A 25355-nucleotide genomic window follows, 5' to 3' on the forward strand; every position below is an offset into this window, starting at 1 on the left:
TGACGTTGTTTATTTTGTTTGTCATCAGTTCATATCAAGGTAAATACTTCGATTTACGAATCCCATGATGATGGGCCAGGACATGCGTGAATAACCAGTGTTTCATCGCATTGGCGGTAGGTTCATAGATACAATTTAGCTCGAGAGATTGCATATGCGTATTGTGATGGTTGGTTCGGGCTATGTCGGCCTTGTTTCTGGCGCCTGCATGGCTGATTTTGGTCACAACGTGACCTGCGTGGACAAGTCTGTCGATAAAATCGATGCACTGAACGCGGGCAAGGTTCCCATCTACGAACCAGGCCTCGAAACGATTATAGATCATAATCGGGCTGCTGGCCGTCTTCACTTTTCCAAAGAGCTTGCTGGTCCTGTGGCGGATGCCGATGTGATTTTCATTGCTGTCGGAACCCCTGCCCGAAGAGGCGATGGCCATGCTGATCTGAGCTATGTCTATGCTGCCACACGCGAAATTGCCGCGGCAGTGACGCATTTCACTGTGCTGGTCACCAAATCCACAGTCCCGGTCGGGACGGGTGACGAAATAGAGCGCATCTGCCGGGAAGAATTTCCCGAAAAAGATATCGTAGTGGTGTCTAACCCTGAGTTTTTGCGCGAAGGTGCTGCCATCATTGATTTCAAGCGACCGGATCGCATTGTTATCGGCACAGAAGAGCCCCGCGCCATTGAAATCATGCGCGAAGTGTATCGCCCACTTTATTTGAACGAGGCTCCCCTGTTTTTCTGCGAGCGTCGGACATCCGAGTTGATCAAATATGCTGCCAACGCTTTTCTGGCCATGAAAATCAGCTTCATCAATGAGATGGCTGATCTATGCGAGATGCTTGGCACCGACGTGCAAAAACTCGCCAAGGGCATTGGCATGGACAAACGTATCGGTGACAAATTTCTCCATGCCGGCCCCGGCTATGGCGGTTCCTGTTTTCCCAAGGATACGCTGGCGCTTGTGAAGACGGCACAGGATCACAACAGTTCCCTGCGACTGATTGAAACAACTGTAGCCATCAATGAAAACCGCAAGCGCGCGATGGGCCGCAAAGTCATCGCGGCATGTGACGGGTCTGTGCGCGGTAAGAAAATTGCGCTGCTGGGGCTGACCTTCAAGCCGAACACGGACGATATGCGCGATGCGCCTTCTATTTCCATCATTCAAGCGCTTCAGGATGGCGGTGCCGATGTGCATGCCTATGATCCGGAAGGGATGGACGCAGCCAGACAGCTCTTAGGGGACGTGACCTATGGTAACGACGCCTATGAGATCGCCGATGCCGCAGATGCCATTGTTCTGGTCACGGAGTGGGACGAGTTCCGTGCGCTGGATTTCAGGCGGCTGAAGCTTTGCATGAAAACTCCAATCCTTGTGGATCTGCGCAATATCTATCCAGCCTCCGAAGTGAAGAGGCATGGGTTTGTTTATTTTTCCATCGGGAAAAAGGCTTAACAGGCTGCGGTAAAAGGCGAGCCGGGAAAGAAGCGAAGATCGACGAGATCATGCTTCAAAAAGGAAAAATAAGAGCGCCGATCTGTTCCAACCAGATCGGCGCTCTTGCTGTGTTCCTTGGTCAAGAGGGTTTTCGCAGGCCTAGCGAAACGAAGAGCGCGAGCGCCAGACATTGCAACACACTGGCAAGCGCGAAAGGAGCACCCGGAAACCTGACGGGAAAAACAGGCGACGTGAAGTGATAGAAGGTTGTCGTCATGATGAGCGGACCGACAATCATGCCAACAGCGGAAACGGATTGAAACAGCCCCTGTAATTCACCCTGCTCGTTGCCGTGCACTCTTTGGCTGGCAAGGCCGTTCAAGGCGGGGCCGGCAATGGCACCAAAGGCGGAAAACGGGGCAAGGGCAAAAATATTCCATCCATGCGTGGCAAGCGCGATCACCGCGAATGAAATGATATCCACCGCAAAGCCTATGATCACCGTGCGGTACTCGCCCAGTTTCGGGACGATGATACGAATGAACACACCCTGTACGATGAACAGCGCAACACCGAATGTGCTGAGAGATATGCCAATCATAGCCGGGGACCAACCGAAATTCATTTCGGAATAATAGGCCCAGACCGAGGGAAACACATAGAAGGCAACGGCATTGATGAATGCCACGCACATCAGGCCAATCATGCCTTTCATTCGGCCAAGATGGAGAAAGGCGCCAACAGGGTTGGCACGCTTCCAGTCAAAGGCGCGGCGATTGGCAGCGCTGACGGTTTCTGGCATGACAAGAAAGCCGAACATCATGTTGAGGGCCGCCAGAATGCCCGCGCACAAAAACGGTGCCCGGGGGCCGCTTTGCCCCAGCAATCCCCCCACGACAGGGCCCATGATAAAGCCAAGGCCGAAAGCAGCACCAAGAAGACCGAAGTTCTTTGCTTCTTCCCCCTCTTCAGAGATATCTGCAAAGCAGGCATAGGCTGTGGTATGTGTGGCCGCAGCCATGCCTGCCACGCCACGCGCGGCCACCACAAACCAGATGCTCGGCGCAAAGGCTGTCACCAGGCAATCAATAGACATGACCAGAAGTGACATCAGCATGACAGGCCTTCGCCCGAAGCGATCCGAGAGGCTGCCAATTATCGGCCCACATAAAAACTGCATGACGGCAAAAAGCGTGGTGAGAGCCCCACCCCACAAGGCGGCAGAACGAATCGAGCCCCCTTCAAGTTCGACCAGCAGATTGGGTATCACCGGCAAGATCAAGCCGATGCCAAGAGCATCAATAACAACAGTGACTAAAATGAAAAACCGTGGCAAGAATCGGGTCATGCGCTCCTGTGACCTTTTTCGCTGAGAGCATGATCCGACCGGCGTGAAACGAGGATCGATTGGATGATGCTTAAAAAATAAAAGGTAAAAATCGATTTTCGGAAATATCCGATGCATGAACAATAACGTGACGGACCGGATCGATTCCGTTTCCGCTGCATTGCGGTCATATCGTCATCCCATATGCATGGGCAGTAACGATGTCATGCCCAAGGTCATCAAACAGGTATAGGCTCGATCAACGGGCCGAGGGCGCCGCACGACCCGAGAGAGCCTGGCTGACCTGAAAACCGGACATGCCCCAGAAAATACCATCCACCAGACCTGAAACACCACCGTAGACAAGAAGAAAAGCGGTGTTTGCGTCGAGTGTCGGCGACAGCGCGATGGCAACACTCATCACATATTTGAAGGAAATGGAGATCAGCACGAGGATCAGGGTGATCGGTGAACCGGGCCGATGAATGAGGCCTGTTTCACTGTCGCGATAGCTGGATGGCAGCGGACGGACCAGATTGGCCCCAAAAGGCAGGCCCACCAGCAGAAGGATAAAGAAGCTGGTAAAAGCCACCTCGCTCATTCCGAAGTCGGCATGCATAATGATCAACGACCAGACCAGGAAGATCACCGGCATCAGGAACATGCGCTTGAGGCTCTGTGCCCGGGGAGACAACGCCTTGATGCCGCGCAAGATCAGATAAGCGAACAAGACCCAGACCCAGGTGGGTGTATTGCTTAAAACGGCGAGAACGAACTGCATTGTCACTTCCTTGCGTTATGACGTGAATGAAAATCTGTCAGAGTATGCAGGAGAACGATTTTACCGTTTCAGTCCGGCAACCATATGTTGGGGAGACATCTGCCGTGAGCGATGATAGCAGTCTATCCCCTTTCAGGGCCACATTGGCGGGCTGAAACCAGTTTTCAGGTTTTGGTGAAAAGCCAGCCACGTGCAATTGCGCCAGTGCCGCCATCATGACATACCAGCCGTCCTGATCGCGTCGGTCGCACTCAACCACCATGGCTGAGCCAGAAGGCAGCGTCTCGCGCGCCATGGCCGCAAGCTGTCCCCGTGGCCCGACATCAATGAACAGATTGATTCCTTTATCTGAGAGCAAATCAATGGATTCACGAAAGCGCACCGGCGTCACATACTGTTGTGTTGCCATGCTGCGCAACGCCTTTGGATTGTCTCCCGGCAGCGTCGTCAGCGCACTGCAGCTAAAGACGGGAAGGCGGCCTTTCTGAAAGGGAATCTGATCCAGAACCTCGCGCATCGAGGGCAGTTCGGGGGCAAAATGGGGCGTATGATAAGAACGGTCGTTGGGAAGTGGCAAAACAATTGCCCCTTTTGCCTCCAGAAGAGGGCGGGCCGCCTGGATCGCATCAAACGCGCCGTAAAGCACAAAATTGAACGGACTGTTGGAGGCAACAAGATCAAGGTCAAGAGCGATATTTGCCAATGCATCATGGAGCCGATCCGGTTCTGCGAAAGTGACTGACAGGGTGGCACCCAGCGGGATCTCGCCGCGGGACAACCCGCCTTGGCCTGCGGTTGCAATACCGGCAATACGCTCAAACAGATCCGTTATGCTTCGATAGGCCGCCACGCCACTGGCAATCATGGCGGCATTTTCGCCATTGCTATAACCGCACAGAATATCGGCTTCGATCCCCGCCAGACGCAGAGCATGGTAGAGTGCTACAGATCCAATCATCCCATGCACGCCGCCGCCTTCCAGCGCATAGATGGACTGAAGATGCTGGCGCTCGGCGTCCGTCTCACCTTTGATCGGCAGATGCCGCAGCGGACAGGGATGAATGCCTTGGCCATAAATTTGGCTGAGTTCATAAAACCAGCTGCGGACAACAGGGATATGTCTTTCATGCGCGCAAAGCATTGCAGGATATTGCGCCCCATGGCCGGGAAACATCACCGCTATCCGTGGGTTATCGATGGGAGATGGGCTATACCAGAGACCGTTCTGCTGGCGTCTTTGTCGCTCGGGATTGCGCTCTAACCAGGCAATGGCCTGATGGATGCGCGTTCTGAACGTTGCATCATCCTCGGCCACGATCGCAAGCCGGAAAGGTCTTGGGCCTTCACCCAACTCTTCGCAGAGAAAAGGCGCGGTTTTCGGCAATCCCATGTTCCACGCAATCAGCCGCTCCTTCAAAGCCGCAGGTGATGTCGCGCTCAACAGAAAAAGCCGTGCACGACCCGGCTCAACAGGTGGATTGGCCATTGGCCTCAGCCCCAGTGTCTCGCCGGCAGTCAGCGCAAATTCGACGGGTTCGCGAACATGCACCGGAATGGCTTCATGGGCGACAATGGCAGGGCCGCCCGGAGGCTGGCTGGCAAGTGCGCTGTTTGCCGGCAAAAGGCCTTGCAGCACGGCAAAAACGGCGGCGGCCAAGCGGCTCCTTTGGCTTGTGCCGGGAAGTGTGACATTCAGGACGCCTCCCTGAAAACCGAAACGAAGCTGTCCTTCCTCCCTGTTGGCGGGGCGACCGGTCGCGTTGATGAGATCGACCTGCATCAAGGCCTGGCGGTGCTGGCGGCTGCTGAAACGCAAACGAAGATCAGGCTCGCCGTTCTCATGTCGCAGGATCAGCACGATCGCTGCGCCATTGCCCTGCTCGGAGCGATGCCAAAGGGTTATCAACTCGCTGAAGAGGGCCTCGTCTCGATCGACGATCAACACGCTTTCACTCAGGAGCGGCGTATTTTGCAGGACCTCCAAAAGCCAAAGACAGGGAACGGAAGCCGCAGGCTTCTGTTTTTTCAGCCCAATGGCGTCAGCGGACTCCCTATGATCCATCATCCGGCATTCTCCCCTGAAACCGCGAGCAGATAGCCACCATGCTCTGCAAACCAGACATGCAGGTTTGTGTCTCCCATTCTGATCTGCGCCCCGTCTGACGAAAGCTGGCTCAGGACGGCCAAGGCTGGGTCTGAATCCGGCACGGCCTGTTTTGCGGCAGCAAGAGCCGTATTGCGATAGACATCCGCACTGTCTGCTCCTTTCAAGACGGCCAGAGCAACCCCGCATGCGGCCTCTTTTGCCAGGACCAAGGCGACAGCCGCACCGTGGACCGATGCGATGCGCACAGCCTGCGCAATGCCATCCTGTCTTTGAATGGTGAATCCGGTTCGTTCATGCTGGATGATTTCAATCTGGCTCAGCTCGCGCTCGCCAACAGGTGCCAATGCGGCCGATGCTTCCTTGGCGACAATCCGCGACAGCATGAAGTCAACACGCTGCACTCCCTTTTCCGGCAAGGCATACCAGCTTTGGCGCTCTGCCGCAGTGAACGCCACATGGGCCATGGCTCTTTGAAAGATAGCATCCGACTGCTGCAGAAAGCCCGGTGTCCATTCACTGATAAGCCGTAGATGATAAGGCCCGACATTGACGGTTTGCGATGCATCCGACCGATCCGCAATGCTGTAGAGCATGGTGATATAGCTTGGAGGAAGCTCATAAGGTTTCAGATTGAGACCACTGACCTTGACCATAACCTGACCTGTTTCGGGGTCTGAAAGATCGGCTGCGGTTGATAGGCGTCCAAAACCACGCTGGCATTCCATATGCATGGCAAAGACATGGTCTTCCGGCTGCGGTGGGCTATGAATATCAATAGAATCAATTGTATAGGGAAAGGCCGTAAAGTGGGAATCATCCACCTGCGTGAACCAGTAGGCAAGCCCCTGGGCAACGCCATCGATGAGATGACCATGCGTGGCAGCATCAGGATGAGCGCCATGGCGGACAATCCAGCGCGCAGGTGGCTGAACCACCCGCATTTGCATTCCCTTATCCGACCAGCCGTCCAGCCGTCGCAGAATATCGAAAGAACGTCCGTGGAAGAGCCAGCGGTCACGGTATTCGTCAAGATCGAAGCGGCGGGCACTGGCGATCAGCGGCCCGAGATCACGGACGGTTCCGCCCCGCGCATAGGCGGCGGCAAACAGCACGATGGCATCGAAAGCCTTGAGACGCTCTCCCTTTTGCACATCGTAAATCACCACATGGGCACGATCCGGCCCCTGCCGGGTCACCTTGATTTCAAGGTCGAGCGTGCCATGGTCCAGCGCGAGCCAGCGGTGGCCATTGGCCGAGCGAATACCGGTGACAACACCAGGCAAGATTTCGCGGGCCGCCAGAGCGCAAAGCTCCACACTGGTGGCAAAGGGAACCACAGGCAGTCCCGATGCCCGACGTTCGGTTGGGCGCGCTGAGAGGGTATGATCCCGCAGGAATGGATCGTCTTTCGTCAGACGGAGCGTGCAAACAGCACCGTCAGCGGTTTGTTGGACCCGATCGAACAGGCTTGCCCGGCTGCTGTCTTGCCGGATCGGTTTTGACAAGGGTTTTGACAAGGGTGCGGCTATCGCCGGAGCATGAGAGACAGCAGACACCCTTTGTCCTGCAAAAATGGCGCCCGCAATGCGGGTCTGCTGATCGAGAAAATCCCGCATCAGGTCGAAATAATCTTCCGCAAGACGGGCGCGGACGGCTCCATGCCCACGCAGCGCCGTCAGCTGGACCGGTGCCGCGACCGTCTGATCCTTCGAACGGGAAATGGCATCCGCAACAGCGGTGACGTCTGCTCTTGCCGCACGACTGTCATTTGCCGCGGATGGTCCCACCTTTTGCTTTTCAGCCGGTGCGCTGTCTGTTGTCACAGAGGCTATGGTGCGCGCGCCGTTTGACACGTCGAGCGGTGGGATCGACAGATCCACATCATCACGTTCCCTGAGCAGGGTCTGAAAATCGACAGCAGCACCGGAGATGAAAAGCTGGCCCACAGCCCTCAAAAACTGATGTAACGAAGGGCGCAGCCGGCTATCCAGCGCAAAACAGTGACGTGAGGAATCGGCAATGACGCTCTCTGCAAAGCCGGAGAGCAGTGCCTGCGGGCCGATATCAACAAATGCCTGAATGCCGTCCGCCTGCATTTTTTCGACAGTCGCACCGAAACGCACGGTCTTGATCCATTGCTCGGCGGCCAGTTCCGCCACCTGACGGGGCGCAGATGGAAAGCGATCCACCCTCGCCGCGCTGTAGAGGGCGATTTCGGGAGATGCAATGCAGCATCGTCTCAGGCTGGACAGCAGACGGCCATGAATGGCCTGCATCAGCGGTGAATGATAGGCCTGATTAAAGGGAACGGCTGAAACGAAGGCTCCGGTTGCCTTCATGCGTGTTTCAAACTGATCTGCAAGACCGCTATGCACATGGACGATCAACTGCCGGGGACAATTATCGAGCATGATATGGGCTTGATTGCCGAACTGTTTGAGAACGGCGTCCACCTCTGCCCTGTCCGTGGCCAGAATACCGCTGATACGAACGCCAGAAGCATGCTTACTCGTGTCGACATGGCGAAATTCTGCTGCGTTTTCTCCGATATAGCCAATGTTGCGCATCAATTCGCGGGACCCGAACACACCAGCATAGGCAAGTGCCGTGGTCTCCCCGTTTGAATGACCCAGAACCGCATCGGCCTTGATCCCGATCTCTTCCAGAAGGAAAGCCAGAGCAAGCCCGCAGATCAGCGAGGCAATACCGCCGCTCGACAGGGCATTGAGCGCAGCCGGATCAGCATCCGGCAAAATGGCTTTCGAGGGGCGCGGAGCGCCATCCGCCGAAGGTGGCGTGATGGCGTCCAAATGGGCAAGAGCCTGACGCAGGCGGGGAAAAGCGGCAATCAAATCCGCCAGCATACCGGCATATTGCGCCCCCTGCCCCGGAAACAGAAAGCCAACACGCAGATGCTCGGCAGCTTTCGGTGTATAGCTGGTTCCATTGTTGCTCATGAACGCGCTATCAGGGGTCTTGCCAATCCGCTTGAGCGCGGACGAAAGCCGCTCACCCGCCTCTTGCGGTGTCGATGCCACAAGAGCGAGGCGAACGGCACCATGACTGCCCCCCATCTCTCGAGGCAACAGAGGGATCAGGGTCTTGCTCGTCTCAAGCGCGGCAAGCAGGGCTTGCCCTTTGCGCATGAGATCTGCAGTGCTGGCACCCGACAAGGCTAAAAGGTGATGCGGTGCTTCGGTCATGCGTTTATGCCGGCTTGCGGATCAGAAGTTCAAAACCAAGGGCAGCCATGCCGTCTGCGACATTGATCTCACTGACCGCAGCAAGATCGGCTTCGCGCACCAGCGCCCGCACCTCGTCAAGGGTGAATTTCTCGTCCAGCGTGGTTGGAGAATAGCCCACCTTGGCACGCATTTCATTGAATGCCTTGAGGATTTCGGCTGGTGCATCGCGGCGCGGGTCGTGAATGATGGCAATACCACCGGGCTTGAGCACCCGGGCCATATCCTTCAGCGCCACAACAGGTTTTTCCAGATGGTGCAGCGTTGCGCGGCAGACCAGAACATCGACGCTGGCATCGGGCAATGGCAGAGCATGGGCATCGCCCTTGAGAATCTTGATGCGGTCCTTGTAGACACCGGCCTGAATGCGTTGATTGCCGCGCTCCACCATATCGTCGAAATATTCAAAGCCAATCAGACTGAAGCCATCATATTCGCCGTAGCCCGCGACCAGTTCGGGAATGACACCTGTGCCTGTGCCCACATCCACAAAACAACGATCCCCTGCCAATTCGGGCTTCAGCTCAACGGCGCGCTGTACCACCAGCTCATCCCACGGCCCCATGGCCTGGGAAGCATAGGCGTCATATTGATCGGCATCGTGCAGGTTTCTCAGGTTCTTTCTCATCGCTTAAATCCAATCTTTTGGTAATGAATGAAGATGTTCCCGTGCGATCCGGCTGGTGACACCGAATGCTGGTTTCGTCCGCCGTTCCAGACAGTGGGCCAGCATGGCCACTGCCCTTGAGCAGAGCGACAATGCTGCCGCTGTTTTCGGATCGGTAATGCCACAGGCAATGAACACTGTTGCCATGGCAGAATCGATGTTCGGCAAGAGATCAAGGCTTGACCTGGCTTCCACCTGCAGCGCCTCGAACGCAGACAGAACGGCACTGCCTTCGAGAAGCGGCCGTGCGGCGGCAATCAATACATCCGGGCGTGGATCCTTGTTGAACAACGGGTGGCCAAAGCCGGGAAGACGCAAACCGTTTTCCCGGATATGCGCCACCGCCCGTTTGGCGGCCTCATTGGCGGACAAGCCTTGCTCCATCGCCGACAACATGGTGAGCAGAACACGGACAGCATATTCGGTTGCTCCGATATGCATCGGTCCTCCGGCCCCAAAACCGGCAGAGACGGCATGGCGCAATGGCACGCCGGTCCCGATCGAAATACGGGGGATCATCACGCTGGGAGGCAGATAGCCGAAACCGCCATGCCACCCCACCAGGGCCCGTTCCAATCCCAGAGACGCGCTGCGCTGTGCGGCCAGAGGATGATGATCCTCGACAAAGAGGCGGTGAAGCCTGCTTACAAAATCCAGCCCCTGACCCTGATCCTGCCCTTGTCCTTGTGCAGCCTGCATGCCTGCCAAGGCCACCTTTGCCGTATCGGGTCCGGTCGCAAATCGCAGCATCACCGGCAAGACGGCAATCAACGCCAAGGCTTCCCCGATGTCTGGCGCGATATCCAGATCGGCAAGGGTGGCCTCATCAAGCGAAAAAGGAGACGGGACCAGCAAGCCTGCGGCCACGGCCTCAATGGCCGAACTGCCCAAAAGGGCTGCACGGGCAGACAATGCCAGAGCAGGTTCATCCCCGCTCAATCGCGCGAGCAGACGACAAAAGCCACGATCAAGAATGTCGCCACGGGCTCCATCCCGCCCCTTGCCTGTCAAAATATGGAGGATGGCCTCTGTGTAGCGGTAGGACGCTATAATCTCGGCCAGATCGACACCACGAACCTCCAAACCATCCGGATCGATGGACACACCATCAATGCTGGTGCCGTGATAACGCATGACGATCTTTCCTTTTCCGGTGAACAATCGATGTCCGGTGAACGATCAAGCTCCGCATGACGGGAGAACCACGATGATCTGTCAGGGCACTATCGGCCGGGCTGGCGGGAAACGGCAATACTGCATTTCAACTGTATGGCGAACCTCGTCCCCGGCTCGATAGAACGTCTGAAACGCTCATCTCTACGGATGCTGAGCGCTGAAAAGAGGCGCACGAATTGCAGGCAACCGGGAACGCCTTACCCCTGAATGCCTTACCCCTGAATGACAAGGAGCCACGACCATGAATATTGCTGAGCTGATCAGGAACAGCATCCTTGAAATCCTTGAGGATTGGGACCAGGAAGCCGATGGCGAGATTGGCGAGTCAACGCGGCTGTCTGCCGATCTCTGTTTTTCATCGGTTGAGATGATGCATCTTCTGGCCAAGATCGACATGAAACTCGGTCGCAAATTGCCCTATGAAAAACTGCTTCAGGATGGCGATACCGTGCGCAGCGAAATGACGCTTGGTGCATTGATTGCCTTCATCAACGAGCACGCCACCGCGGCCCCTGCTTCCATCGTGCGGACGGCCTGAGCCATGAACAATCACGGTCACGCTATCATCGGCTGCGGTCGAATTGCCGTCAATCATGTGGATGCTTTTCGCGCGGTAGAGGGCGTTACACTGACGCATGCCGTCGATATCGATGCGGAGATCGCCTCCGGCTTTGCCCAAACGCATGGAATTGCCAAAGCCGCAATTGATATCGATGCGGTTCTTGACGCATCGGATGTGCATTCCGTTTCGCTCTGCCTGCCGCATTTTCTCTACCAATCCATTGCTGAAAAGGCGCTGGCGCGTGGCAAACATGTGCTGATGGAAAAACCTTGCGGCTTGAACGGGGACGAGATCCGCGCCATCGGTCGCATCGCATCCGAAAATGGTCTCGTGGCCATGCCTGTTGCCCAGCATCGCTACGATCCGCTGGTCATTTCCATCTATCACCTCATCCAATCCGGTGCGCTCGGGCGCATTGCGCTGGTGCGTGGACACCTCGAATGCCAAAGGCCTCTGGCCTATTATCAAGACAGTCCATGGCGCGGAAAATTACCCAGGGAAGGAGGCTCGGTTCTGATCAACCAGGCCTATCATATTCTGGAACTCATCCTGTGGCTTGCCGGCCCCCTTGAGAGTCAGCACGCGAATATGGGCACATTGCGTGCGCCGCAGGCCATGGAAACCGAAGATACCCTGACGGCAACCTTGCGTTTTGCCGGTGGGGCCATGGGCGCGTTGACCCTGACAGGTGCCGGGGGTGCAACGTGGAACAGCTATATTGAACTGATCGGAACAGAAGGCATGATTGCTTTCGATATCAATTTCCCGAACCGCTTGCATCGCTTCCAGCTCGAAGATCGCGCCCAGATGCGCCGCTGGCGCAAGCGTTTCGATGAGGATCTGGCCGCTCTGCCGCCCGTAGCCACCGGAACGGAGTATTATGGCGTTTCTCATCGCGATCAGGCGCGTGATTTCATCAGCCATATTCGCGGGGAGGCCCGGGTGGAGACGGGAGCCGATCTGGCCCATGCCGCCGTGGTGGGCAGCGTGATTGAACAGCTTTACGCCTCAGCACGGGAGGCATGACGCCATGATGCCATCCTTGGAACAGAGCTTTCAGGAGATCGACGAGAGCGACATCGAGCGCGTGGTGAAACAGCTGCGGACAGGGCAGATCAACGTCGTTTCTGGCGGGATTCTGGCGCGTTTCGAGCGGGATTTCGCCAAATTTGCCGGAGCAGCCCATGCCATTGCCATGAATAGCGGCACATCTGCGATTTATGCCGCCTTGCGCGCTGTGGGGGTCGAGCCGGGTGATGAAGTCATCGTGCCGGATTACGGCTTTCACGGCATGGCCGCGGCCGTTCTGGCCACCGGCGCAAAGGTCAAGGTATGCGATGTCGAACCCTCTGGGTTGACCCTCTCGCCAGAAGCCTTGCAACAAGCCCTGAGCCCTGAGGTGCGCGCTGTTCTGGTGCATCACCCCTGGGGGGTGCCAGCAGACTTACAGGCTCTCCGCGCGGTTACGGATTTGCCGATCATATCAGACGCATCTCACGCCCATGGAGCGCTCCTGCGGGGAAAGCCATTGGCTGCCTATGCTGATATCACCTGCTTCTCTCTCGGGCTTGGCAAGTTGATCAGTGGGGGGGAGCTTGGCTGCGCGGTCACAGATCACGCGCATCTCCACGAAGCCATGATGATTGATGGCCATGTCAACCGGGTCCCGCATGATCTCAAAGTGGGCAATTGGCGTGGAAATGCGATCGGGCTGAAATTACGGCCCCACGCATTGGCGCTCACACTTGGCAGCGGCCAGTTGAAACGCTTTGCCGAAAAGCAGCTTCTGCTTTCAGAGGCGGCGGCGGCACTGGAACAGGCGGGAGAGGCCTGCGGTCTCGGGTTGCAGCGCGCCCCTGCGGATGGTCAGCGGGCATGGTATCAGGTCCGCTTTCGCGTTAAGGATGCAAGCGCGCGTGCCGATGTTGTAAAAGCCCTGCAGAATGAAGGCCTGCCTGCCCGCATTGATGACTACGATCCGACCTTGCAGGGCCAGTCCATTTTCACATGGCCAGGCCATGCGGGAAAGCTCATTGATAATGCCTGCCCCGTTGCAACACAGGAAGCGTCACATGGCATTTTGATCAAAACACCGGCAGGGCTTGAAACCTCCATGCTCCAGAGCCTGCCACAGAGATTCCAGAACGCAATCTCAGCCATGACGCGTTGAATGCCCGCCAGGATCGGAAGCCTTGTATCATCCACTCCCATTTTGCCGCGGCACATGACAGCACTTTGCGTTTCAAAGAGCATTTCAGTGTTTCACGCAAACACTGAAATGCTCTCACTCTTTTTCATGACGCATTTCCAGACAAAACAGCTCCAGACTCTTCTGCCAATCTTGCCGCAAGGGTTCATTTTTCAAAGTCGAGACAGGTTCCGACCGCCTCTTCGAACTCTTGTGAAAAGGCTCCCGTCGCGGAGCGGACCATCATGGTCAAAAGCTCTTTCAAAGTCTCTTTCCTGCGACTTTCCGGTGTAAAAAATTGCCCCATCAAGCCCTGTGCGGCAACCACATGCGAAATGGCGACCGAATGGGTGAAAAACAGAAGCATGACGTCATTCGTCTGAATGAAGCCTTGCTCGGCCCCTTCTGACAGAAGCGGCATCAGCACCTCCTGAAATGGATCGATGAGCAGCTTTTTCACAGAGTCTTGACGCTCCCCGGGGGCCAACATTTCCTGAAGAATAAAAAGACCATAATCAGGATATTCGGAATTGAAACGGATGAAGATCCTATAGGCATTGACGAGCTTCTGCGGATAACGAAGGTCCGCCGCTTCTAATGATCCGATTGCAACGACCGCCTCAGTTGCCCTGGACTGAAGCTGTTCCAGGCAGGCTTGCCAGAGGGCGAACTTGGAACCGAAATGATAATTCGCAAGTGCGATATTCACACCAGCCTGCTGAGCCAGATCGCGAAGATGAACGCCATCATAGCCACGCCTGGCAAAACACTGCAACGCATTCCAGAGAATGGTTTCACGCCCCTTGTCCGCGCCGAGCCGCGGTCGCCCGGCACGTGAAGCCCTGACTTGACGCCGTTTTTCTTCATTTGACTGCGATTGACTCATGCTCTTTCCCGCCTCGATGCTTCAAGTGTGGGCAAAGTTGGCTTCAGAAACAAGTCTGCACAATGCGAATGTATCCGGGGCTGTGCGTGTGAAGGCTGTGCAGCAGCTCACACTCCACAAGACGAATCCTGGCGAACAATTAATTAAACGGTTGTTGCATTATTTATGGGTTGGGGTAGCATCAGATGTCCTATGGCTCACCTTGAGGAGAAAGGTGGCCACTCCTGCGGTTTCGTTTTCGCAGAGGTAAGGGCAAGAGCAATTCCAGTAGAAACTTCAGGGGGTTTTCGCCTGAAATTGCGTGAAAACAGGGAGTTAGAGCATCGGATCGAACATCGGAATTGATCCGCTGCTCCACAGTGTGTTGACGCATCGGATGTTTCCGGAAACTGGTTCCCACTTTTCGGCCGATGCTCTGGGTGAGGAGGATCAAATGAATATCATGAAGAAACTGGATGGCTTGGATGTCATCTTCCGGAAAGCCGCCCCCATTGAGAAATCGGCATATCCGGGCTTGAATGAACGCAGTTATGTCCTGGAAAAAGGGAGTGTGCATCTGGAAGGCGGCATGCCCCTGAAATCGGACATTCGCGTCGATCAGGATGTGGAAGTGGCGATGCGCGACGGCGTGAAACTTCGCGTCGATGTTTACCGCCCCACGGAGGAGGGGCAATATCCGGTCATCATGGGGTGGAGCCCCTATGGAAAGCGCGGTAGCGTCATCACCAATGGAGGCTTTGGACATCCTACCCGCATGGATGTTCCGCTGGAATGGGAAGATGGCATCAACAAGTTTGAGGGTCCCAATCCCGGTTATTGGGTGGCGCACGGCTATGTCGTGCTCGCGCCCGACAGCCGCGGCATCTTTCACTCTGAGGGTGACGTTCATGCCTGGGGCAGGCAGGAACCGGAAGATGAATATGACTTGATCGAGTGGGCGGGTCAGCAGCCTTGGTCGAATGGAAAAGTGGGCCTTACCGGCAATTCCATGCTCGCCATGTCACAATGGTTCGTGGCCGCAAAGCATCCCCCACATCTGGCAGCGATTGCGCCATGGGAAGGCGCTTGCGATATCTATCGCGATACAAGCTGCCGCGGCGGCATCCCGGAAATGCTGTTCTCCAACGGTATTTTCAGCCGCCTTTGCGGCAATGGCCTGTTGGAAGATATTCCCGCCATGACGGCCGCCCATCCTTTGCTGGACGACTACTGGCGGACAAAGATTGCCCCCGTCGAGACGATCAACGTTCCAGCCTATGTGGTGGCGGCGTGGACCAACCTTCTTCATACGGAAGGCACGTTCCGCGGCTGGATGTCCATGGCATCGAAGGACAAGTGGCTGCGCGTGCACAACACCCATGAATGGACGGATTATTATACGCCTGCACATGTCGATGATCTGCGTCGCTTCTTCGATCGTTACCTCAAAGACATCGACAACGGCTGGGAAGCGACACCCCGCGTACGTCTTTGCGTCTTCGATCCGGGTAATGGCGACGTCATCAACCGTAGCGAAGCGGAATTCCCGCTCAAACGCCAGGTTGTCAAGCCGCTCTATCTCGGCCTTGAGAAGGGCAGCCCGGTCCTGCTTACGCAACCGCAGGCAGAACAGGCCAAGGTCTCCTATGACGTTCATGCCAAGGAAGGCGTGAGCTTCACGATCAAGTTCGACGAACTGACCGAACTGACCGGCTATTTCAATCTGAAGCTCTGGGTAGAGGCCGAGGGCAATGACGACATAGATCTGTTTGCCTTCGTGCGTAAACGTGATTGTGACGGCAAGATTCGGGAATGCCCGGTCGTGACTGAACGAACCCATATTGGCCCAAACGGACGCCTCAGGGTGTCCCTGCGGGCAACCGACCCCGAGCGCTCCAGCCTATTGCAGCCCTGGATGGACTTCAATAAACCGATGAAGCTGCGGCCGGGTGAGATCGTTCCCGTTGAGATCGGCTTTTGGCCCTACGGGATTCGCTGGCAGCCGGGAGAAACGCTTGAGCTTATCGTCACCGGGACCGATCTTCTCGTGCGACCGGAATTTCCGCAGATCCCGCCGATTCCAACGATCAACAAGGGTCGCCACGTCATTCACTTCGGTGGCGATTACGATTCAAAGCTGCTGACCCCTTATATTCCGGGGGCGTGAGAGGCGATCCACGCCAATCCGCCTTGAGCATGGAACCTGCTGCTTATAGAGCGCTTCAGTGTTTCAAAGAAACATTGAAGCGCTTTAACTGGTATTGCCAATTGTTTGAGATTGGCTGGAATTGGTCGCCGGTTTTATACATCAGGCAGCCATTTCCACGGCGTAGCCGTCCCACAGGCCGAAAGCATCAGCCCGAGCATGACGGAATGAGATGGCGGAAGATCGTGTTGATTTGATCATGGGCAGACAGGAAGCGTTGCAGAGCCGGCTGTCGCCCTAAAAATCCTGGGGCCTGCGCGGCGCTGTCGTCAGGCTCCCATGGCCAGCCCATAATCCTCCGTTGAGTTTAGTGGATTTTTCCTCTATCTCCTTCCTGCCATGACGGAGTGAGAGGTCTGCCCTGTCAACGGGTCATATTCACTGCCCCGGCGCCATGATGCCCATTGAAGCAGCAGCGCCCTAAAGAGACGAGACGCAAATGTCTGATGACACAGTTTCCAATCACGCACCGCATGCCGTTGTAACGTTGGAAAAGCGCATGAAGAAGGACTGGCCCTTTTATTGGGTCTCGCGGGTCAACGCGCGCTATGTCCAGGTGCTGGAACATCGCCTCAAGCCGCTGGACCTCGATATGGCGCGCTGGCGTGTGCTGATGTCGCTTTACGAGGATGAGCATCTGAGCATTTCGGAAATCGCCGACTATGCGGTCATCAAGCTCAATACGGCGACAAAAATCGTGCAGCGCATGATCGCCGACGGGCTGGTCGTCACCCGTGTCCGCCCCAGTGACGGGCGTGTGACAGAGGCCTGCCTGACACCTGCAGGAGACCAACTGCGCCGTCTTGCCCGCAAGGAGGCCGATGAGGTCTTCTCGTCAACCTTCGTGAATATCACACCGGACGAATTGGCACAGTTGAACGGCCTTCTGGAAAAGGTCTTCCTGCAGCTCGATGGCGCGTAACGGCCAAGACGCCGTCAATGTGGCTCAAGCGGGTGGAAGGCACGGTCGAACCAGACGAGACCATTGGCTTGCCCTTGAGCGACATCCGTGGTGATAACCTCGCAGAAGAAGACCGTATGCGTGCCGCGTGACTGCTGATCAACGATGCGGCAGTCGAAGGCGACAGCAGCGTCCCCCAGAACCGGCGCCCCGGTGGTGCCCCTGTGCCAATCGGTGGTAGCGAAGCGGTCCTCCCCGGTCCAGCGGGCAAACGCGCGCGACAGATCCTGATGCGCCGGGCTCAGCACATTGACGCAGATTGCGCCGTTTTTCACAAAGGCATCATGCGAGAACGCTTTGCGGTTGATGCAGACGAGCAGCGTCGGCGGCTGATCGGTGACCGAGCAGACGGCCGAGACGGTCAGCCCGTGTCGGCCAGCCGGACCGTCGGTAGTGACAATGTTGACGGCAGCGCCAAGGCGGCTCATGCCGTTGCGGAAGGCAAGCGCTTCCGGGGTGGGCGTTGGGGAGATGGCATCTTGGGTCATGATCAAACATCCAGAACCAGGGTGGGTGTAGCAGCGCGCGAGCAGCAGGCGCAAATCATCGTGCAGTCCTCGCGTTCTTCGTCGGTGAGGAACTTGTCGCGATGGTCGGGTATGCCTTCGAGAACATCCGTGACGCAGGTGCCGCAGACGCCTTCCTCGCATTTTACCTCAATCTTCACGCCAGCCGCGGCGAGCGCCTTGGCGATCGTGTTGCCGGCCTCGACGCGAACCGTGACACCGGAGCGCTTCGCGACCACCTCGAAGCCGCTGCCGGACTGGTCGACATCGGCGGAAAAATATTCGCGGTGAACATTAGCCTTGGCATGACCGGCAGCTTCTGCCGTGCTGATCACCCAATCCATGAAGCCCTGCGGGCCGCAGACATAGAGATGCGTGCCGGGGGCAGGTTTCGGCAGGTCGCGGGCAAGATCAAGCCGCTGCTCGGCGGCCTGATCGTCGAAGTGGAAGATGACCCTGTCAACCCAGGGGGCGGTTTCGATGAGGCCCCTGAAGGCCGTCACGCTTTCCGAGCGCGTGCAGTAATGCAGCACAAAACTGCGGCCAAGCGCATGAAGGCGCTGCGCCATGGCAAGCATGGGTGTGATGCCGATGCCGCCACCAAAAAGAACGGAGGTGTCCGCCTTCTCTTCCAGCGGGAAATGGTTACGCGGGCCTTCAACCTCGAACGTGGCGCCAGTGTGCGCGAGCTTGTGAACGGCGATGGAGCCGCCGCGTGATTTCGGATCGAGCAGCACGCCGATCTCGTAGGCGTCCTGCCGCGACGGGTCGGAGCAGAGCGAATATTGCCGCCACAGGTCCGTCGATCCATCCTGAAGATGCAGATCGAGATGCGCACCGGCCTCGAATGCGGGCAGCGGTGCACCACCGGCCTCGACGAGCCGCAGGCGCAGGATGTTGCCGGGCTCCTCAATGCGCTCGGCGACTTTCAGTTTCAGCGTATTGGTGCCCATTGTTTTCCCCTCAGCGCATGGAGATGCCGCCATTGACGTCCCAGCAGGCGCCATTGACGAAGAATGCTTTCGGACCGGCGAGCAGCGCAACCAGTTCAGCGACGAAGACCGGATCGCCCAACTCGCCAACCGGGATATTGGCGAGTGCCGCCGCCATCTTGTCGGGCGTGATCACCGAGCGGACCATGGGCGTATCCATGGGGCCGGGGGCAATCGCGTTGCAGGTCACGCCGAAGGGGGCGAGATCGCGGGCGAAAACCTTGGTCAACGTCAGGATCGCGCCCTTGGAAGCCGCGTAATGCGCGCCCGTCGCCGTGCCGCCATTTTGCCCCGCCAGTGACGCCAGATTGACGATGCGGCCATAGCCGCGTTCCTTGAAGTGACGGCCGAAGATCTGGCTGCCGGCAAAGGTGCCGCCGGCATTGGTGGTCAGGATCGCGTTGAAATCGGCCGGGTCGATGTCGAGCACCGACTTGACCGCCGTGCGCGCGGCATTGTTGACCAGCACTTCCACCGAACCCCAGCGCTCGACGCATCTGTCGAGAACCGCCTGGAAATTCTCAGGCTTGTTGACGTCGAGCGTTGCCGTGACGGCGGTTTCGCCAGCGAGATCAAGTTCGCTGGCGAGTGAAGCCCCCGCATCCGCTTCGATATCGGTGATCACGACCCGGAAGCCTTCGCGGTGGAGGGCGCGTACGATCTCGGCCCCAAGGCCGCGTGCGCCGCCTGTCACCACGGCGGTCTGGGTCTTTTCAGGAAGAGGGGCCGCCATCAGAACAAATAGCTGAACGAATTCAGCATCCCATCCGAGTTGAGCAGCCGCACCACCTTGGCGCGGATCCTGAAGCCGTCGCCGGAGGCAACCAGCGTGTGGCGCATGTGACCGGCCCAGATGCGCTGGCGGCCAAACTTGTCTTCGATCACATGTTCGGCGCTGGAAACCGTCACCATATCACCCTCGACAGTCTCGATCACGAAGCGAGAGACCGTGCGCACGGTGTGCGCCGGCGGGGCCGACGAGATCGAAAAGCCCTGCTGGAAGCGCCGGATGCGGTCACGTCGCATCCGGTCATTGTCGTGGCAGAGGTTGAGCTGGTTGTCGAAGTCGTCGCCCTCGCCGATCGGCAGCGTGTAGAAGCCCTCGGTCAACCACAGCGACAGCCACGCATCGTAGTCCTTGGCGTCGAGCAGGGCCGCTTCCGCCCAGAGGAAGGCGCTGACCTTTTGCAGCAGCGCCAGATCATTGGTCTTCGTCATCATGTTCATAGCGACATCATCCTCTTCCACATCTTGTAGGCGGCGCGCATGCCGGTTTCCGCACTGATATGGCCGCGCGGACCGAGCGCGCCGGGCGTTTCGTCGTTGAGGCCGCGATTGACGAGAATCGGCAGATCCTCGCCCCCCTTGGTGCCGCGCTGCACGCGCTCCCACACTTCCGCATCGTCCGGCGAGCCGAAACCCATCGGGCCCTGGAAATGCTCATGCAGGCGCAGGCGCATCCGGTTGGCCGCCGCCGGCCCGCCGTTCATGCCCAGCGCGATGTGGCGGATATCGGTCCGTTCCACGTTGATCGGGGTCAGCACGCGGAAAAAAGCGAGCGAAAAGGAGACGTTGGGGAAGAGATTAAGATTGAAGCCTGCCCCACCAACGGCGCGCACGATCTTCTTGACCTGATCTTCCGGATAACCCTCGTCGTGCAATTCCTGAACCAGTGGCTGGAAGCGTTCCTCCACCGGATCATCAAGGTTGTCATCGAGATCGATGCGCTCGGGGATCATCACCATGACCGAATGGCCGTTGCCGAGATCTTCAACAAAGCCCTTGCCCGTGTCGAGAAACTTGAAGGCCTCTTCCGCATCGCCATCGAGCGATTGCATGAAGCTCTTGTGCACCACGGGGAAGTGATAGGCATCCGTGGTGTTTTCGAGCTGCACTTTCCAGTTCATCGGGACGGTGAACTGGTGCTCGCCTAAAACCTTGATCGGGAACCCACCGCCCTGCTTCATGAAAAGGTCGATATAGCGGCATACTTCCGGCCCGAGGAAATCGACAAGCGGCTCGACCTCCTCGTTGAAGGTCGCAAAGATCATGCCGTTATAGCTTTCGGTGCGCAGGCGCTTCAGGCCATGCGCGCCCTTGTCAAAATCCTCGCCATACTGTTCCGGATAAGGCAGGCCACGCAGCGACCCATCGAGACCGTAGCCCCAGCCGTGATAGGGGCACTGGAAGGACGACGTCTTGCCCTTCTTGACCTCGCAGACGGTAGCCGCACGGTGGCGACACCGATTGACCAGAACATGGACCTCGCCCTTGCGGTCGCGAACGACGATGACGGGTTCGAGGCCGACATTCGACAGCTTGAACGCGCCCTTGTCGGCGAGTTCGCTGTCATGGGCGACCCAGACCCAGGTGCGTTTGAAGATGCGCTCCATCTCTTCGTTGAAGAGATCGGCATTCTCGTACATGGAGGTAGCGACCTTGGCGTCCGGCGAATAGAGCGCGTCGAGATCGCTGAATGTCTCTTGAGCCTGCAACATGGCTGCTCCTTTCAGGGTTCACAGTTCGGGAATGGTGAGCGCTCGGCCCATGCGAGCCTCAACGCGCATGTATTTCCAAAGGCGATGATCGGCGTCATCGACGACGATCGTGCGCAGCAGGTTGCAGGCAGCAATCACCGACTGCCGGTCGGGGAAGTCGCAGAGCATGTACCAGGTCCAGGGGAAGGACGGCGAGGTGCCGACCTGCGTCTGGTCGTCGTCGAGCGTGCCAAGCACGGTCACGCCTTCGAGCCTGGCGACCCCGGACATGAAGGCCTGCGTTGCCTTCCAGACGGCGCCGATCTCGCCGAAGGGCAGATCGAAAAAGGCCGGCTGCACGGCAAGGCAGAGCAGCGTGCGGATGGGTGTCGGTTCAGACATGACGCTATTCCTTTCGTATCGTGATCACGGATAACCGGGCGGTGTCTGCTGGCCAAAGAGGGCGGCACCCGCCGCCTGCCAGCTGCCGGAATTGATGAAGGCGTGTTGTGCCACGCAGGCTGCATCGATCATCTTGCGGCCGAGTGGATGACCCGTCGCCATGGCTTCCGAACCGCCCATGACAAAAGCGAGACGGGCCGCTTCCGCGCCGTCCTGCGCGGCCTTGGAAGCGGCATGACGCATGCGGATGAGCATGGTTCTGTCAACCTCGCCATTCGCCTGCATCTGCCGCCAGCCTTCCTCAATCGCGTCATAAAAGGCCGAGCGGGCGCCCATCAGCAGGCCTTCGGCCTTAGCGAAATCGATCTGGATATAGGCGCGCGCGGCCGGGCTTGGCGCGCCCGTGACAGAGGTGCGGGCGAGTGCATTGGCGTGGACCCAGTCGAGTGCTGAGCGGGCCACACCGAGCGCCACGACAGCCAGCACCTGGGCGGCAAGCGCCATGGCCGGATAACGGAAGATCAGGTCGTCCTGCTGCGGCTTTCCACCGCGAATGAAGGTCCATTCTTCCGGAACGATCGCCTTGTCGATGACGATGTCATGGCTGCCGGTGGCGCGAAGGCCGATCGTGTCCCAGTTCTCGTCGACACTGGCCTTCGTGCGGGGCAGAACGGCGGTGCGGGGCAGCGGGCTGTCCTCGCCTTCGATCTTGATACCAGCGCCAACAATGTCAGCGCCCATGACACCCGAACCCCAGGGCCAGCGACCGGAGACTTCCAGCCCGCCCTCTACACGCCTGGCCGGTTGCGGCGGAAACATCGCCCCGGCAAAAACCGTATTCGGGTTGGCGCCATAAATGGCCGCATAGGTTTCCGGCGGAAGGGCCGCCAGATAGGTCGCCGAGACGCCGAAGCTTGACACCCAGCCGGCAGACGCGTCCGCCATCGAGATATCCTCGACCAGACGGCAAAAATCCTGCGGGGCAAGCTCATCGCCACCGAAACGCTTCGGCACAAAAGCGCGGTAGACGCCGATGGTCTGAAACTTGGCGACAATGTCCTTCGGAATATGGCGTAACGCCTGGAACTCTTCCGACCGGGCGCTGATTTCGCTTTTCAACGCCTCAAGCGCTGCGGCGGATGCCGGAGGGGCATGATAATTCATTGTCTTATTCCTCCATCTGGAATGTCGGATTTGTTTCGATGAGCCGGCGGGCCATCGCGATCAGCCGGGCGTCTGCGCCCTTGGGGGCCACAAGCTGGATGCCCGAGGGCAGACCATCCGGCGTTGCCACCGGCAGTACGATGGCCGGGTGGCCTGAGAGATTGAAGGGCCGCAGATAGCGCGTCAGCGTCAGCACCTTTGCAGGCTCGCCTGCTTCCGAAAGCAGCGGCGGCGGGTGCGGCAGGGCGGGAGTCAGCAGCACGTCGAACCGCTCAAGCAGTGCATCGATGTCTGCCGTGAAACGGACGCGGACATCTTCCGCAGCCGACATCTCGGCATCGGTCACGTTTCGCGCACCTTCAAGACGCTTGCGCACGTCATCGCCCAGCAATTCAGGGCGCGCCATCAGCGCAGCATTGGCGATAAGTGTCTCGCGGGCAATGATCGTCATACCGGCAGTGAAGGCGGCCTCGAAGGCGCAATCGTGCCGCGGCAGGTCGAGGTCTTCGATCACGCCGCCTTTATCGGCCTCGACGGCCATCATCGCTGCGGCCATACGGGGTTCGATACCGTCATCCGGCAGAAACCGGCCGATGCGCAATGATCCCTCGAAGCCTTCGGCCTGAAACGTCGGGTCAATGGCGGACATGGCGCGCTCAATCATTGCGAGATTGCGTGCAAATGGGCCGATGCAATCAAGCGAGGATTGCACTGGTAAGGCACCTTTGCGACTCACGCGATCGAAGGTCGGCTTGAACCCGATGACACCACAGCAAATTGCGGGCTGGCGGATGGAGCCACCCGTGTCGGTGCCGATGGCGACATCAACGAGATGGGCCGCAACTGCCGCCGCCGAGCCGGACGAGGACCCGCCCGGAATACGGCCCGGATAGCGCGGGTTGATGGGCGTTCCCTCAAACGCATTGATGCCGGTCATGCCATAGGCAAGCTCATGCATCTTCGTCTTGCCGACAATGCGACAGCCTGCGGAAAGCAGGTTTGCCACCACATCGGCATGAGATCTGGCGGGTGCCGCATCGGCAAGCGCCCTGGAGCCGCAGCGCGTCACCATGCCTTCAATGTCGATGCAATCCTTGATCGTAACGGCCATGGCAGGCACGGTGCCTTGCTGTGGCTCAAGCATAAATTGCGATGCGAAAACGCCATAGGCGTCGTGATGATGAGATGTGTGTGGCATTGAACAGCCGGGCTTTTGCCCGTTCCCCGGTTATTACGTGAATTTTACTGTAAACATGCGGACTGTCAATTGCCGATGAACAAAATTTTTAATTTTCTCATTTTTTATCAATATCTTAAAACAAATAAAGCGGCGCCGCCGCTGGGACGGAACCGTGAGAACTGGTCACAATCATGGTCAATTTTCCAGCGCCCGTTCCAACAAGACGGGCGCTCACAAACATCCATAACACAACTCCCGGCCCATCATTCTTGCGCAATTCGGGAAAGTCTTTTTCGCCTCGTCGTCAATTTACGTGAATATTACCGCTTGACGCTTATCATCTCGAGACTAGGATTTTCCGTGATGGCGCGCCCGTTCAAGGGCTTGAAGCGCCCGCGAACGGGATAACCACCATGACCACTGAGACAGACATCACGGTGCTGATGCGCCGTATCGAAATGCTGGAAGCTGAGGCGGATATCCGCCGCATTCAGGCGCGCTACATGTTTCTCTGCGATACGCCCAACCCGGAATTCGGCGTTGCCGATGATGCCCATCGTATCGAACTCATTATGCAGCTCTATACGGAAGATGCTGTCTGGGAAGGCGTCGGCGAGTATTATGATAACCAGTTCGGCCGCGCGGTCGGGGCTGCTGCGATCCGCAAGCACTTTCAGAGCTTCTGGGGCGGAAAAACCGATCCGGCCCTGATCCTCAACTGTCATTATCTGACGTCGGAACAGATCCACGTGCATGCCAACGGCACGACGGCGGACGGCCAGTGGGTGCATATGCAGCCCTGGCTCTTCTCCGACGGCAAGGCCCTGCTTCGGTCGTCCCGCCTCAACAACACGTTCCGCAAGGAAGCTGACGGGGTCTGGAAGATCACCCGCACCCGCACCGAAAATGTCTTCGTCGCTCCGCTGCCAGCCACCTGGGCCTCGGACTATCCGTCGAAGTCGGTGCTGATGAGGCCGTGAGCAAGCGAGGGGCAGGGTTTGCCTGCCTCAGGGATAGATGCACACATCAGGAAGGGCCGGTTTTCGCCGGCCCTTTCCTGTATCGCCAGAGCATCGGATGGAACATCGGTTGAGATCCGATGCTCTAA

23 protein-coding genes and 1 pseudogene are annotated in these 25355 nt (G+C 57.8%); 8 read left to right on the forward strand and 16 right to left on the reverse strand.

Annotation, left to right across the window (positions count from 1 at the left end; genetic code table 11):
- The first annotated feature begins 154 nt into the window (after nucleotides 1-154).
- Entirely contained in the window at nucleotides 155-1462 is a 1308-nt protein-coding gene (locus NAC44_RS08630) for a UDP-glucose dehydrogenase family protein (RefSeq protein WP_250940006.1), read from the forward strand.
- A gap of 121 nt (nucleotides 1463-1583) precedes the next feature.
- Here NAC44_RS08630 and NAC44_RS08635 read toward each other — a convergent pair whose 3' ends face one another.
- From NAC44_RS08635 to NAC44_RS08645, 3 genes are all read right to left on the reverse strand, one after another.
- The gene (locus tag NAC44_RS08635) at nucleotides 1584-2909 is read right to left on the reverse strand and encodes a TCR/Tet family MFS transporter (RefSeq protein WP_250940007.1); all 1326 of its coding nucleotides are present in this window, start codon (nucleotides 2907-2909) and stop codon (nucleotides 1584-1586) included.
- 121 nt (nucleotides 2910-3030) lie between these two features.
- On the reverse strand, nucleotides 3031-3552 hold the full coding sequence (locus NAC44_RS08640) for a DUF6622 family protein (RefSeq protein WP_250940008.1): 522 nt from the start codon (nucleotides 3550-3552) through the stop codon (nucleotides 3031-3033).
- A gap of 37 nt (nucleotides 3553-3589) precedes the next feature.
- The gene (locus NAC44_RS08645; protein ID WP_250940009.1) at nucleotides 3590-4867 is read right to left on the reverse strand and encodes an acyltransferase domain-containing protein; all 1278 of its coding nucleotides are present in this window, start codon (nucleotides 4865-4867) and stop codon (nucleotides 3590-3592) included.
- Nucleotides 4868-5113: 246 nt separating this feature from the next.
- On the opposite strand from NAC44_RS08645, the gene NAC44_RS08650 reads away from it, so the two are divergent.
- Nucleotides 5114-5650, forward strand: a complete 537-nt coding sequence (locus NAC44_RS08650; RefSeq protein WP_250940010.1) for a hypothetical protein — start codon at nucleotides 5114-5116, stop codon at nucleotides 5648-5650.
- On the opposite strand, the gene NAC44_RS08655 is transcribed toward NAC44_RS08650, so the two are convergent.
- Genes NAC44_RS08655 through NAC44_RS08665 form a run of 3 tightly spaced genes read right to left on the reverse strand, consistent with a single transcriptional unit; the run spans nucleotide 5614 to nucleotide 10702 of the window.
- Nucleotides 5614-8862 carry an acyltransferase domain-containing protein gene (locus NAC44_RS08655; RefSeq protein WP_250940011.1) on the reverse strand — a complete coding sequence of 1083 codons (3249 nt, stop codon included), beginning with the start codon at nucleotides 8860-8862 and terminating at the stop codon, nucleotides 5614-5616. The two genes, NAC44_RS08650 and NAC44_RS08655, sit on opposite strands and share 37 nt — an antisense overlap.
- Nucleotides 8863-8866: 4 nt before the next feature.
- A complete protein-coding gene (locus NAC44_RS08660) occupies nucleotides 8867-9529 on the reverse strand; it encodes a class I SAM-dependent methyltransferase (RefSeq protein ID WP_250940012.1) in 663 nt (220 codons plus the stop codon).
- Nucleotides 9530-9532: 3 nt separating this feature from the next.
- Nucleotides 9533-10702 (reverse strand): citrate/2-methylcitrate synthase, encoded by a 1170-nt coding sequence (locus NAC44_RS08665; protein ID WP_250940013.1) that lies wholly within the window; start codon nucleotides 10700-10702, stop codon nucleotides 9533-9535.
- 283 nt (nucleotides 10703-10985) lie between these two features.
- On the opposite strand from NAC44_RS08665, the gene NAC44_RS08670 reads away from it, so the two are divergent.
- Genes NAC44_RS08670 through NAC44_RS08680 form a run of 3 tightly spaced genes read left to right on the forward strand, consistent with a single transcriptional unit; the run spans nucleotide 10986 to nucleotide 13476 of the window.
- Nucleotides 10986-11282: an acyl carrier protein gene (locus NAC44_RS08670; RefSeq protein ID WP_250940014.1), complete on the forward strand. Its 297-nt coding sequence runs from the start codon at nucleotides 10986-10988 to the stop codon at nucleotides 11280-11282.
- Between the two features lie 3 nt (nucleotides 11283-11285).
- Nucleotides 11286-12332, forward strand: coding sequence for a Gfo/Idh/MocA family protein (locus NAC44_RS08675; protein ID WP_250940015.1), 1047 nt, complete (start codon nucleotides 11286-11288; stop codon nucleotides 12330-12332).
- Nucleotides 12333-12336: 4 nt separating this feature from the next.
- Complete coding sequence (locus NAC44_RS08680) at nucleotides 12337-13476, forward strand: DegT/DnrJ/EryC1/StrS family aminotransferase (protein WP_250940016.1); 1140 nt, start codon at nucleotides 12337-12339, stop codon at nucleotides 13474-13476.
- 184 nt (nucleotides 13477-13660) lie between these two features.
- Here NAC44_RS08680 and NAC44_RS08685 read toward each other — a convergent pair whose 3' ends face one another.
- A complete protein-coding gene (locus NAC44_RS08685) occupies nucleotides 13661-14380 on the reverse strand; it encodes a TetR/AcrR family transcriptional regulator (RefSeq protein ID WP_250940017.1) in 720 nt (239 codons plus the stop codon).
- 433 nt (nucleotides 14381-14813) lie between these two features.
- On the opposite strand from NAC44_RS08685, the gene NAC44_RS08690 reads away from it, so the two are divergent.
- Complete coding sequence (locus NAC44_RS08690; RefSeq protein ID WP_250940018.1) at nucleotides 14814-16526, forward strand: CocE/NonD family hydrolase; 1713 nt, start codon at nucleotides 14814-14816, stop codon at nucleotides 16524-16526.
- Nucleotides 16527-16667: 141 nt separating this feature from the next.
- Here the strand turns inward: NAC44_RS08690 and NAC44_RS08695 are convergent.
- Nucleotides 16668-16797, reverse strand: a pseudogene (locus tag NAC44_RS08695) (IS6 family transposase); the annotation flags it as partial.
- Between the two features lie 207 nt (nucleotides 16798-17004).
- Between NAC44_RS08695 and NAC44_RS08700 the strand changes: the two are divergent.
- Nucleotides 17005-17487, forward strand: coding sequence for a MarR family winged helix-turn-helix transcriptional regulator (locus tag NAC44_RS08700; protein ID WP_250940019.1), 483 nt, complete (start codon nucleotides 17005-17007; stop codon nucleotides 17485-17487).
- Nucleotides 17488-17501: 14 nt separating this feature from the next.
- Here NAC44_RS08700 and NAC44_RS08705 read toward each other — a convergent pair whose 3' ends face one another.
- The 8 genes from NAC44_RS08705 to NAC44_RS08740 are packed head-to-tail and all read right to left on the reverse strand — an operon-like array spanning nucleotide 17502 to nucleotide 24211.
- Nucleotides 17502-18014: a flavin reductase gene (locus NAC44_RS08705; RefSeq protein WP_250940020.1), complete on the reverse strand. Its 513-nt coding sequence runs from the start codon at nucleotides 18012-18014 to the stop codon at nucleotides 17502-17504.
- A gap of 2 nt (nucleotides 18015-18016) precedes the next feature.
- Nucleotides 18017-18985 (reverse strand): PDR/VanB family oxidoreductase, encoded by a 969-nt coding sequence (locus tag NAC44_RS08710; RefSeq protein ID WP_250940021.1) that lies wholly within the window; start codon nucleotides 18983-18985, stop codon nucleotides 18017-18019.
- A gap of 10 nt (nucleotides 18986-18995) precedes the next feature.
- Nucleotides 18996-19757, reverse strand: a complete 762-nt coding sequence (locus tag NAC44_RS08715; RefSeq protein WP_250940022.1) for an SDR family NAD(P)-dependent oxidoreductase — start codon at nucleotides 19755-19757, stop codon at nucleotides 18996-18998.
- Nucleotides 19757-20245, reverse strand: coding sequence for an aromatic-ring-hydroxylating dioxygenase subunit beta (locus NAC44_RS08720; RefSeq protein WP_250940023.1), 489 nt, complete (start codon nucleotides 20243-20245; stop codon nucleotides 19757-19759). The genes NAC44_RS08715 and NAC44_RS08720 overlap by 1 nt, the downstream gene beginning before the upstream one ends.
- Before the next feature lie 2 nt (nucleotides 20246-20247).
- On the reverse strand, nucleotides 20248-21522 hold the full coding sequence (locus tag NAC44_RS08725; RefSeq protein ID WP_250940024.1) for an aromatic ring-hydroxylating oxygenase subunit alpha: 1275 nt from the start codon (nucleotides 21520-21522) through the stop codon (nucleotides 20248-20250).
- An 18-nt stretch (nucleotides 21523-21540) separates the two neighbouring features.
- Nucleotides 21541-21903, reverse strand: coding sequence for a hypothetical protein (locus NAC44_RS08730; RefSeq protein WP_250940025.1), 363 nt, complete (start codon nucleotides 21901-21903; stop codon nucleotides 21541-21543).
- Between the two features lie 24 nt (nucleotides 21904-21927).
- Nucleotides 21928-23067 carry an acyl-CoA dehydrogenase family protein gene (locus tag NAC44_RS08735; protein ID WP_250940026.1) on the reverse strand — a complete coding sequence of 380 codons (1140 nt, stop codon included), beginning with the start codon at nucleotides 23065-23067 and terminating at the stop codon, nucleotides 21928-21930.
- 4 nt (nucleotides 23068-23071) lie between these two features.
- Nucleotides 23072-24211, reverse strand: a complete 1140-nt coding sequence (locus tag NAC44_RS08740) for an amidase (protein ID WP_250940027.1) — start codon at nucleotides 24209-24211, stop codon at nucleotides 23072-23074.
- A gap of 449 nt (nucleotides 24212-24660) precedes the next feature.
- Here NAC44_RS08740 and NAC44_RS08745 point away from each other — a divergent pair, with 449 nt between their 5' ends.
- The gene (locus tag NAC44_RS08745) at nucleotides 24661-25227 is read left to right on the forward strand and encodes a nuclear transport factor 2 family protein (RefSeq protein WP_250940028.1); all 567 of its coding nucleotides are present in this window, start codon (nucleotides 24661-24663) and stop codon (nucleotides 25225-25227) included.
- Nucleotides 25228-25355 lie beyond the last annotated feature (128 nt).

This window comes from Allorhizobium sonneratiae, from assembly GCF_023700755.1.
Taxonomy (GTDB): domain Bacteria; phylum Pseudomonadota; class Alphaproteobacteria; order Rhizobiales; family Rhizobiaceae; genus Allorhizobium; species Allorhizobium sonneratiae.

What these genes read in the sequence shown, in the direction of transcription:
- NAC44_RS08670 (WP_250940014.1), top strand. Translation starts at nt 10,986, where the DNA reads ATGAATATTGCTGAGCTGATCAGGAACAGCATCCTTGAAATCCTTGAG.
- NAC44_RS08720 (WP_250940023.1), bottom strand. Translation starts at nt 20,245, where the DNA reads ATGATGACGAAGACCAATGATCTGGCGCTGCTGCAAAAGGTCAGCGCC.
- NAC44_RS08685 (WP_250940017.1), bottom strand. Translation starts at nt 14,380, where the DNA reads ATGAGTCAATCGCAGTCAAATGAAGAAAAACGGCGTCAAGTCAGGGCT.
- NAC44_RS08630 (WP_250940006.1), top strand. Translation starts at nt 155, where the DNA reads ATGCGTATTGTGATGGTTGGTTCGGGCTATGTCGGCCTTGTTTCTGGC.
- NAC44_RS08740 (WP_250940027.1), bottom strand. Translation starts at nt 24,211, where the DNA reads ATGCTTGAGCCACAGCAAGGCACCGTGCCTGCCATGGCCGTTACGATC.
- NAC44_RS08715 (WP_250940022.1), bottom strand. Translation starts at nt 19,757, where the DNA reads ATGGCGGCCCCTCTTCCTGAAAAGACCCAGACCGCCGTGGTGACAGGC.
- NAC44_RS08680 (WP_250940016.1), top strand. Translation starts at nt 12,337, where the DNA reads ATGATGCCATCCTTGGAACAGAGCTTTCAGGAGATCGACGAGAGCGAC.
- NAC44_RS08700 (WP_250940019.1), top strand. Translation starts at nt 17,005, where the DNA reads ATGTCTGATGACACAGTTTCCAATCACGCACCGCATGCCGTTGTAACG.
- NAC44_RS08735 (WP_250940026.1), bottom strand. Translation starts at nt 23,067, where the DNA reads ATGAATTATCATGCCCCTCCGGCATCCGCCGCAGCGCTTGAGGCGTTG.
- NAC44_RS08675 (WP_250940015.1), top strand. Translation starts at nt 11,286, where the DNA reads ATGAACAATCACGGTCACGCTATCATCGGCTGCGGTCGAATTGCCGTC.
- NAC44_RS08660 (WP_250940012.1), bottom strand. Translation starts at nt 9,529, where the DNA reads ATGAGAAAGAACCTGAGAAACCTGCACGATGCCGATCAATATGACGCC.
- NAC44_RS08730 (WP_250940025.1), bottom strand. Translation starts at nt 21,903, where the DNA reads ATGTCTGAACCGACACCCATCCGCACGCTGCTCTGCCTTGCCGTGCAG.
- NAC44_RS08690 (WP_250940018.1), top strand. Translation starts at nt 14,814, where the DNA reads ATGAATATCATGAAGAAACTGGATGGCTTGGATGTCATCTTCCGGAAA.
- NAC44_RS08725 (WP_250940024.1), bottom strand. Translation starts at nt 21,522, where the DNA reads ATGTTGCAGGCTCAAGAGACATTCAGCGATCTCGACGCGCTCTATTCG.
- NAC44_RS08710 (WP_250940021.1), bottom strand. Translation starts at nt 18,985, where the DNA reads ATGGGCACCAATACGCTGAAACTGAAAGTCGCCGAGCGCATTGAGGAG.
- NAC44_RS08635 (WP_250940007.1), bottom strand. Translation starts at nt 2,909, where the DNA reads ATGCATCGGATATTTCCGAAAATCGATTTTTACCTTTTATTTTTTAAG.
- NAC44_RS08745 (WP_250940028.1), top strand. Translation starts at nt 24,661, where the DNA reads ATGACCACTGAGACAGACATCACGGTGCTGATGCGCCGTATCGAAATG.
- NAC44_RS08640 (WP_250940008.1), bottom strand. Translation starts at nt 3,552, where the DNA reads ATGCAGTTCGTTCTCGCCGTTTTAAGCAATACACCCACCTGGGTCTGG.
- NAC44_RS08705 (WP_250940020.1), bottom strand. Translation starts at nt 18,014, where the DNA reads ATGACCCAAGATGCCATCTCCCCAACGCCCACCCCGGAAGCGCTTGCC.
- NAC44_RS08650 (WP_250940010.1), top strand. Translation starts at nt 5,114, where the DNA reads ATGGGCGACAATGGCAGGGCCGCCCGGAGGCTGGCTGGCAAGTGCGCT.
- NAC44_RS08655 (WP_250940011.1), bottom strand. Translation starts at nt 8,862, where the DNA reads ATGACCGAAGCACCGCATCACCTTTTAGCCTTGTCGGGTGCCAGCACT.
- NAC44_RS08665 (WP_250940013.1), bottom strand. Translation starts at nt 10,702, where the DNA reads ATGCGTTATCACGGCACCAGCATTGATGGTGTGTCCATCGATCCGGAT.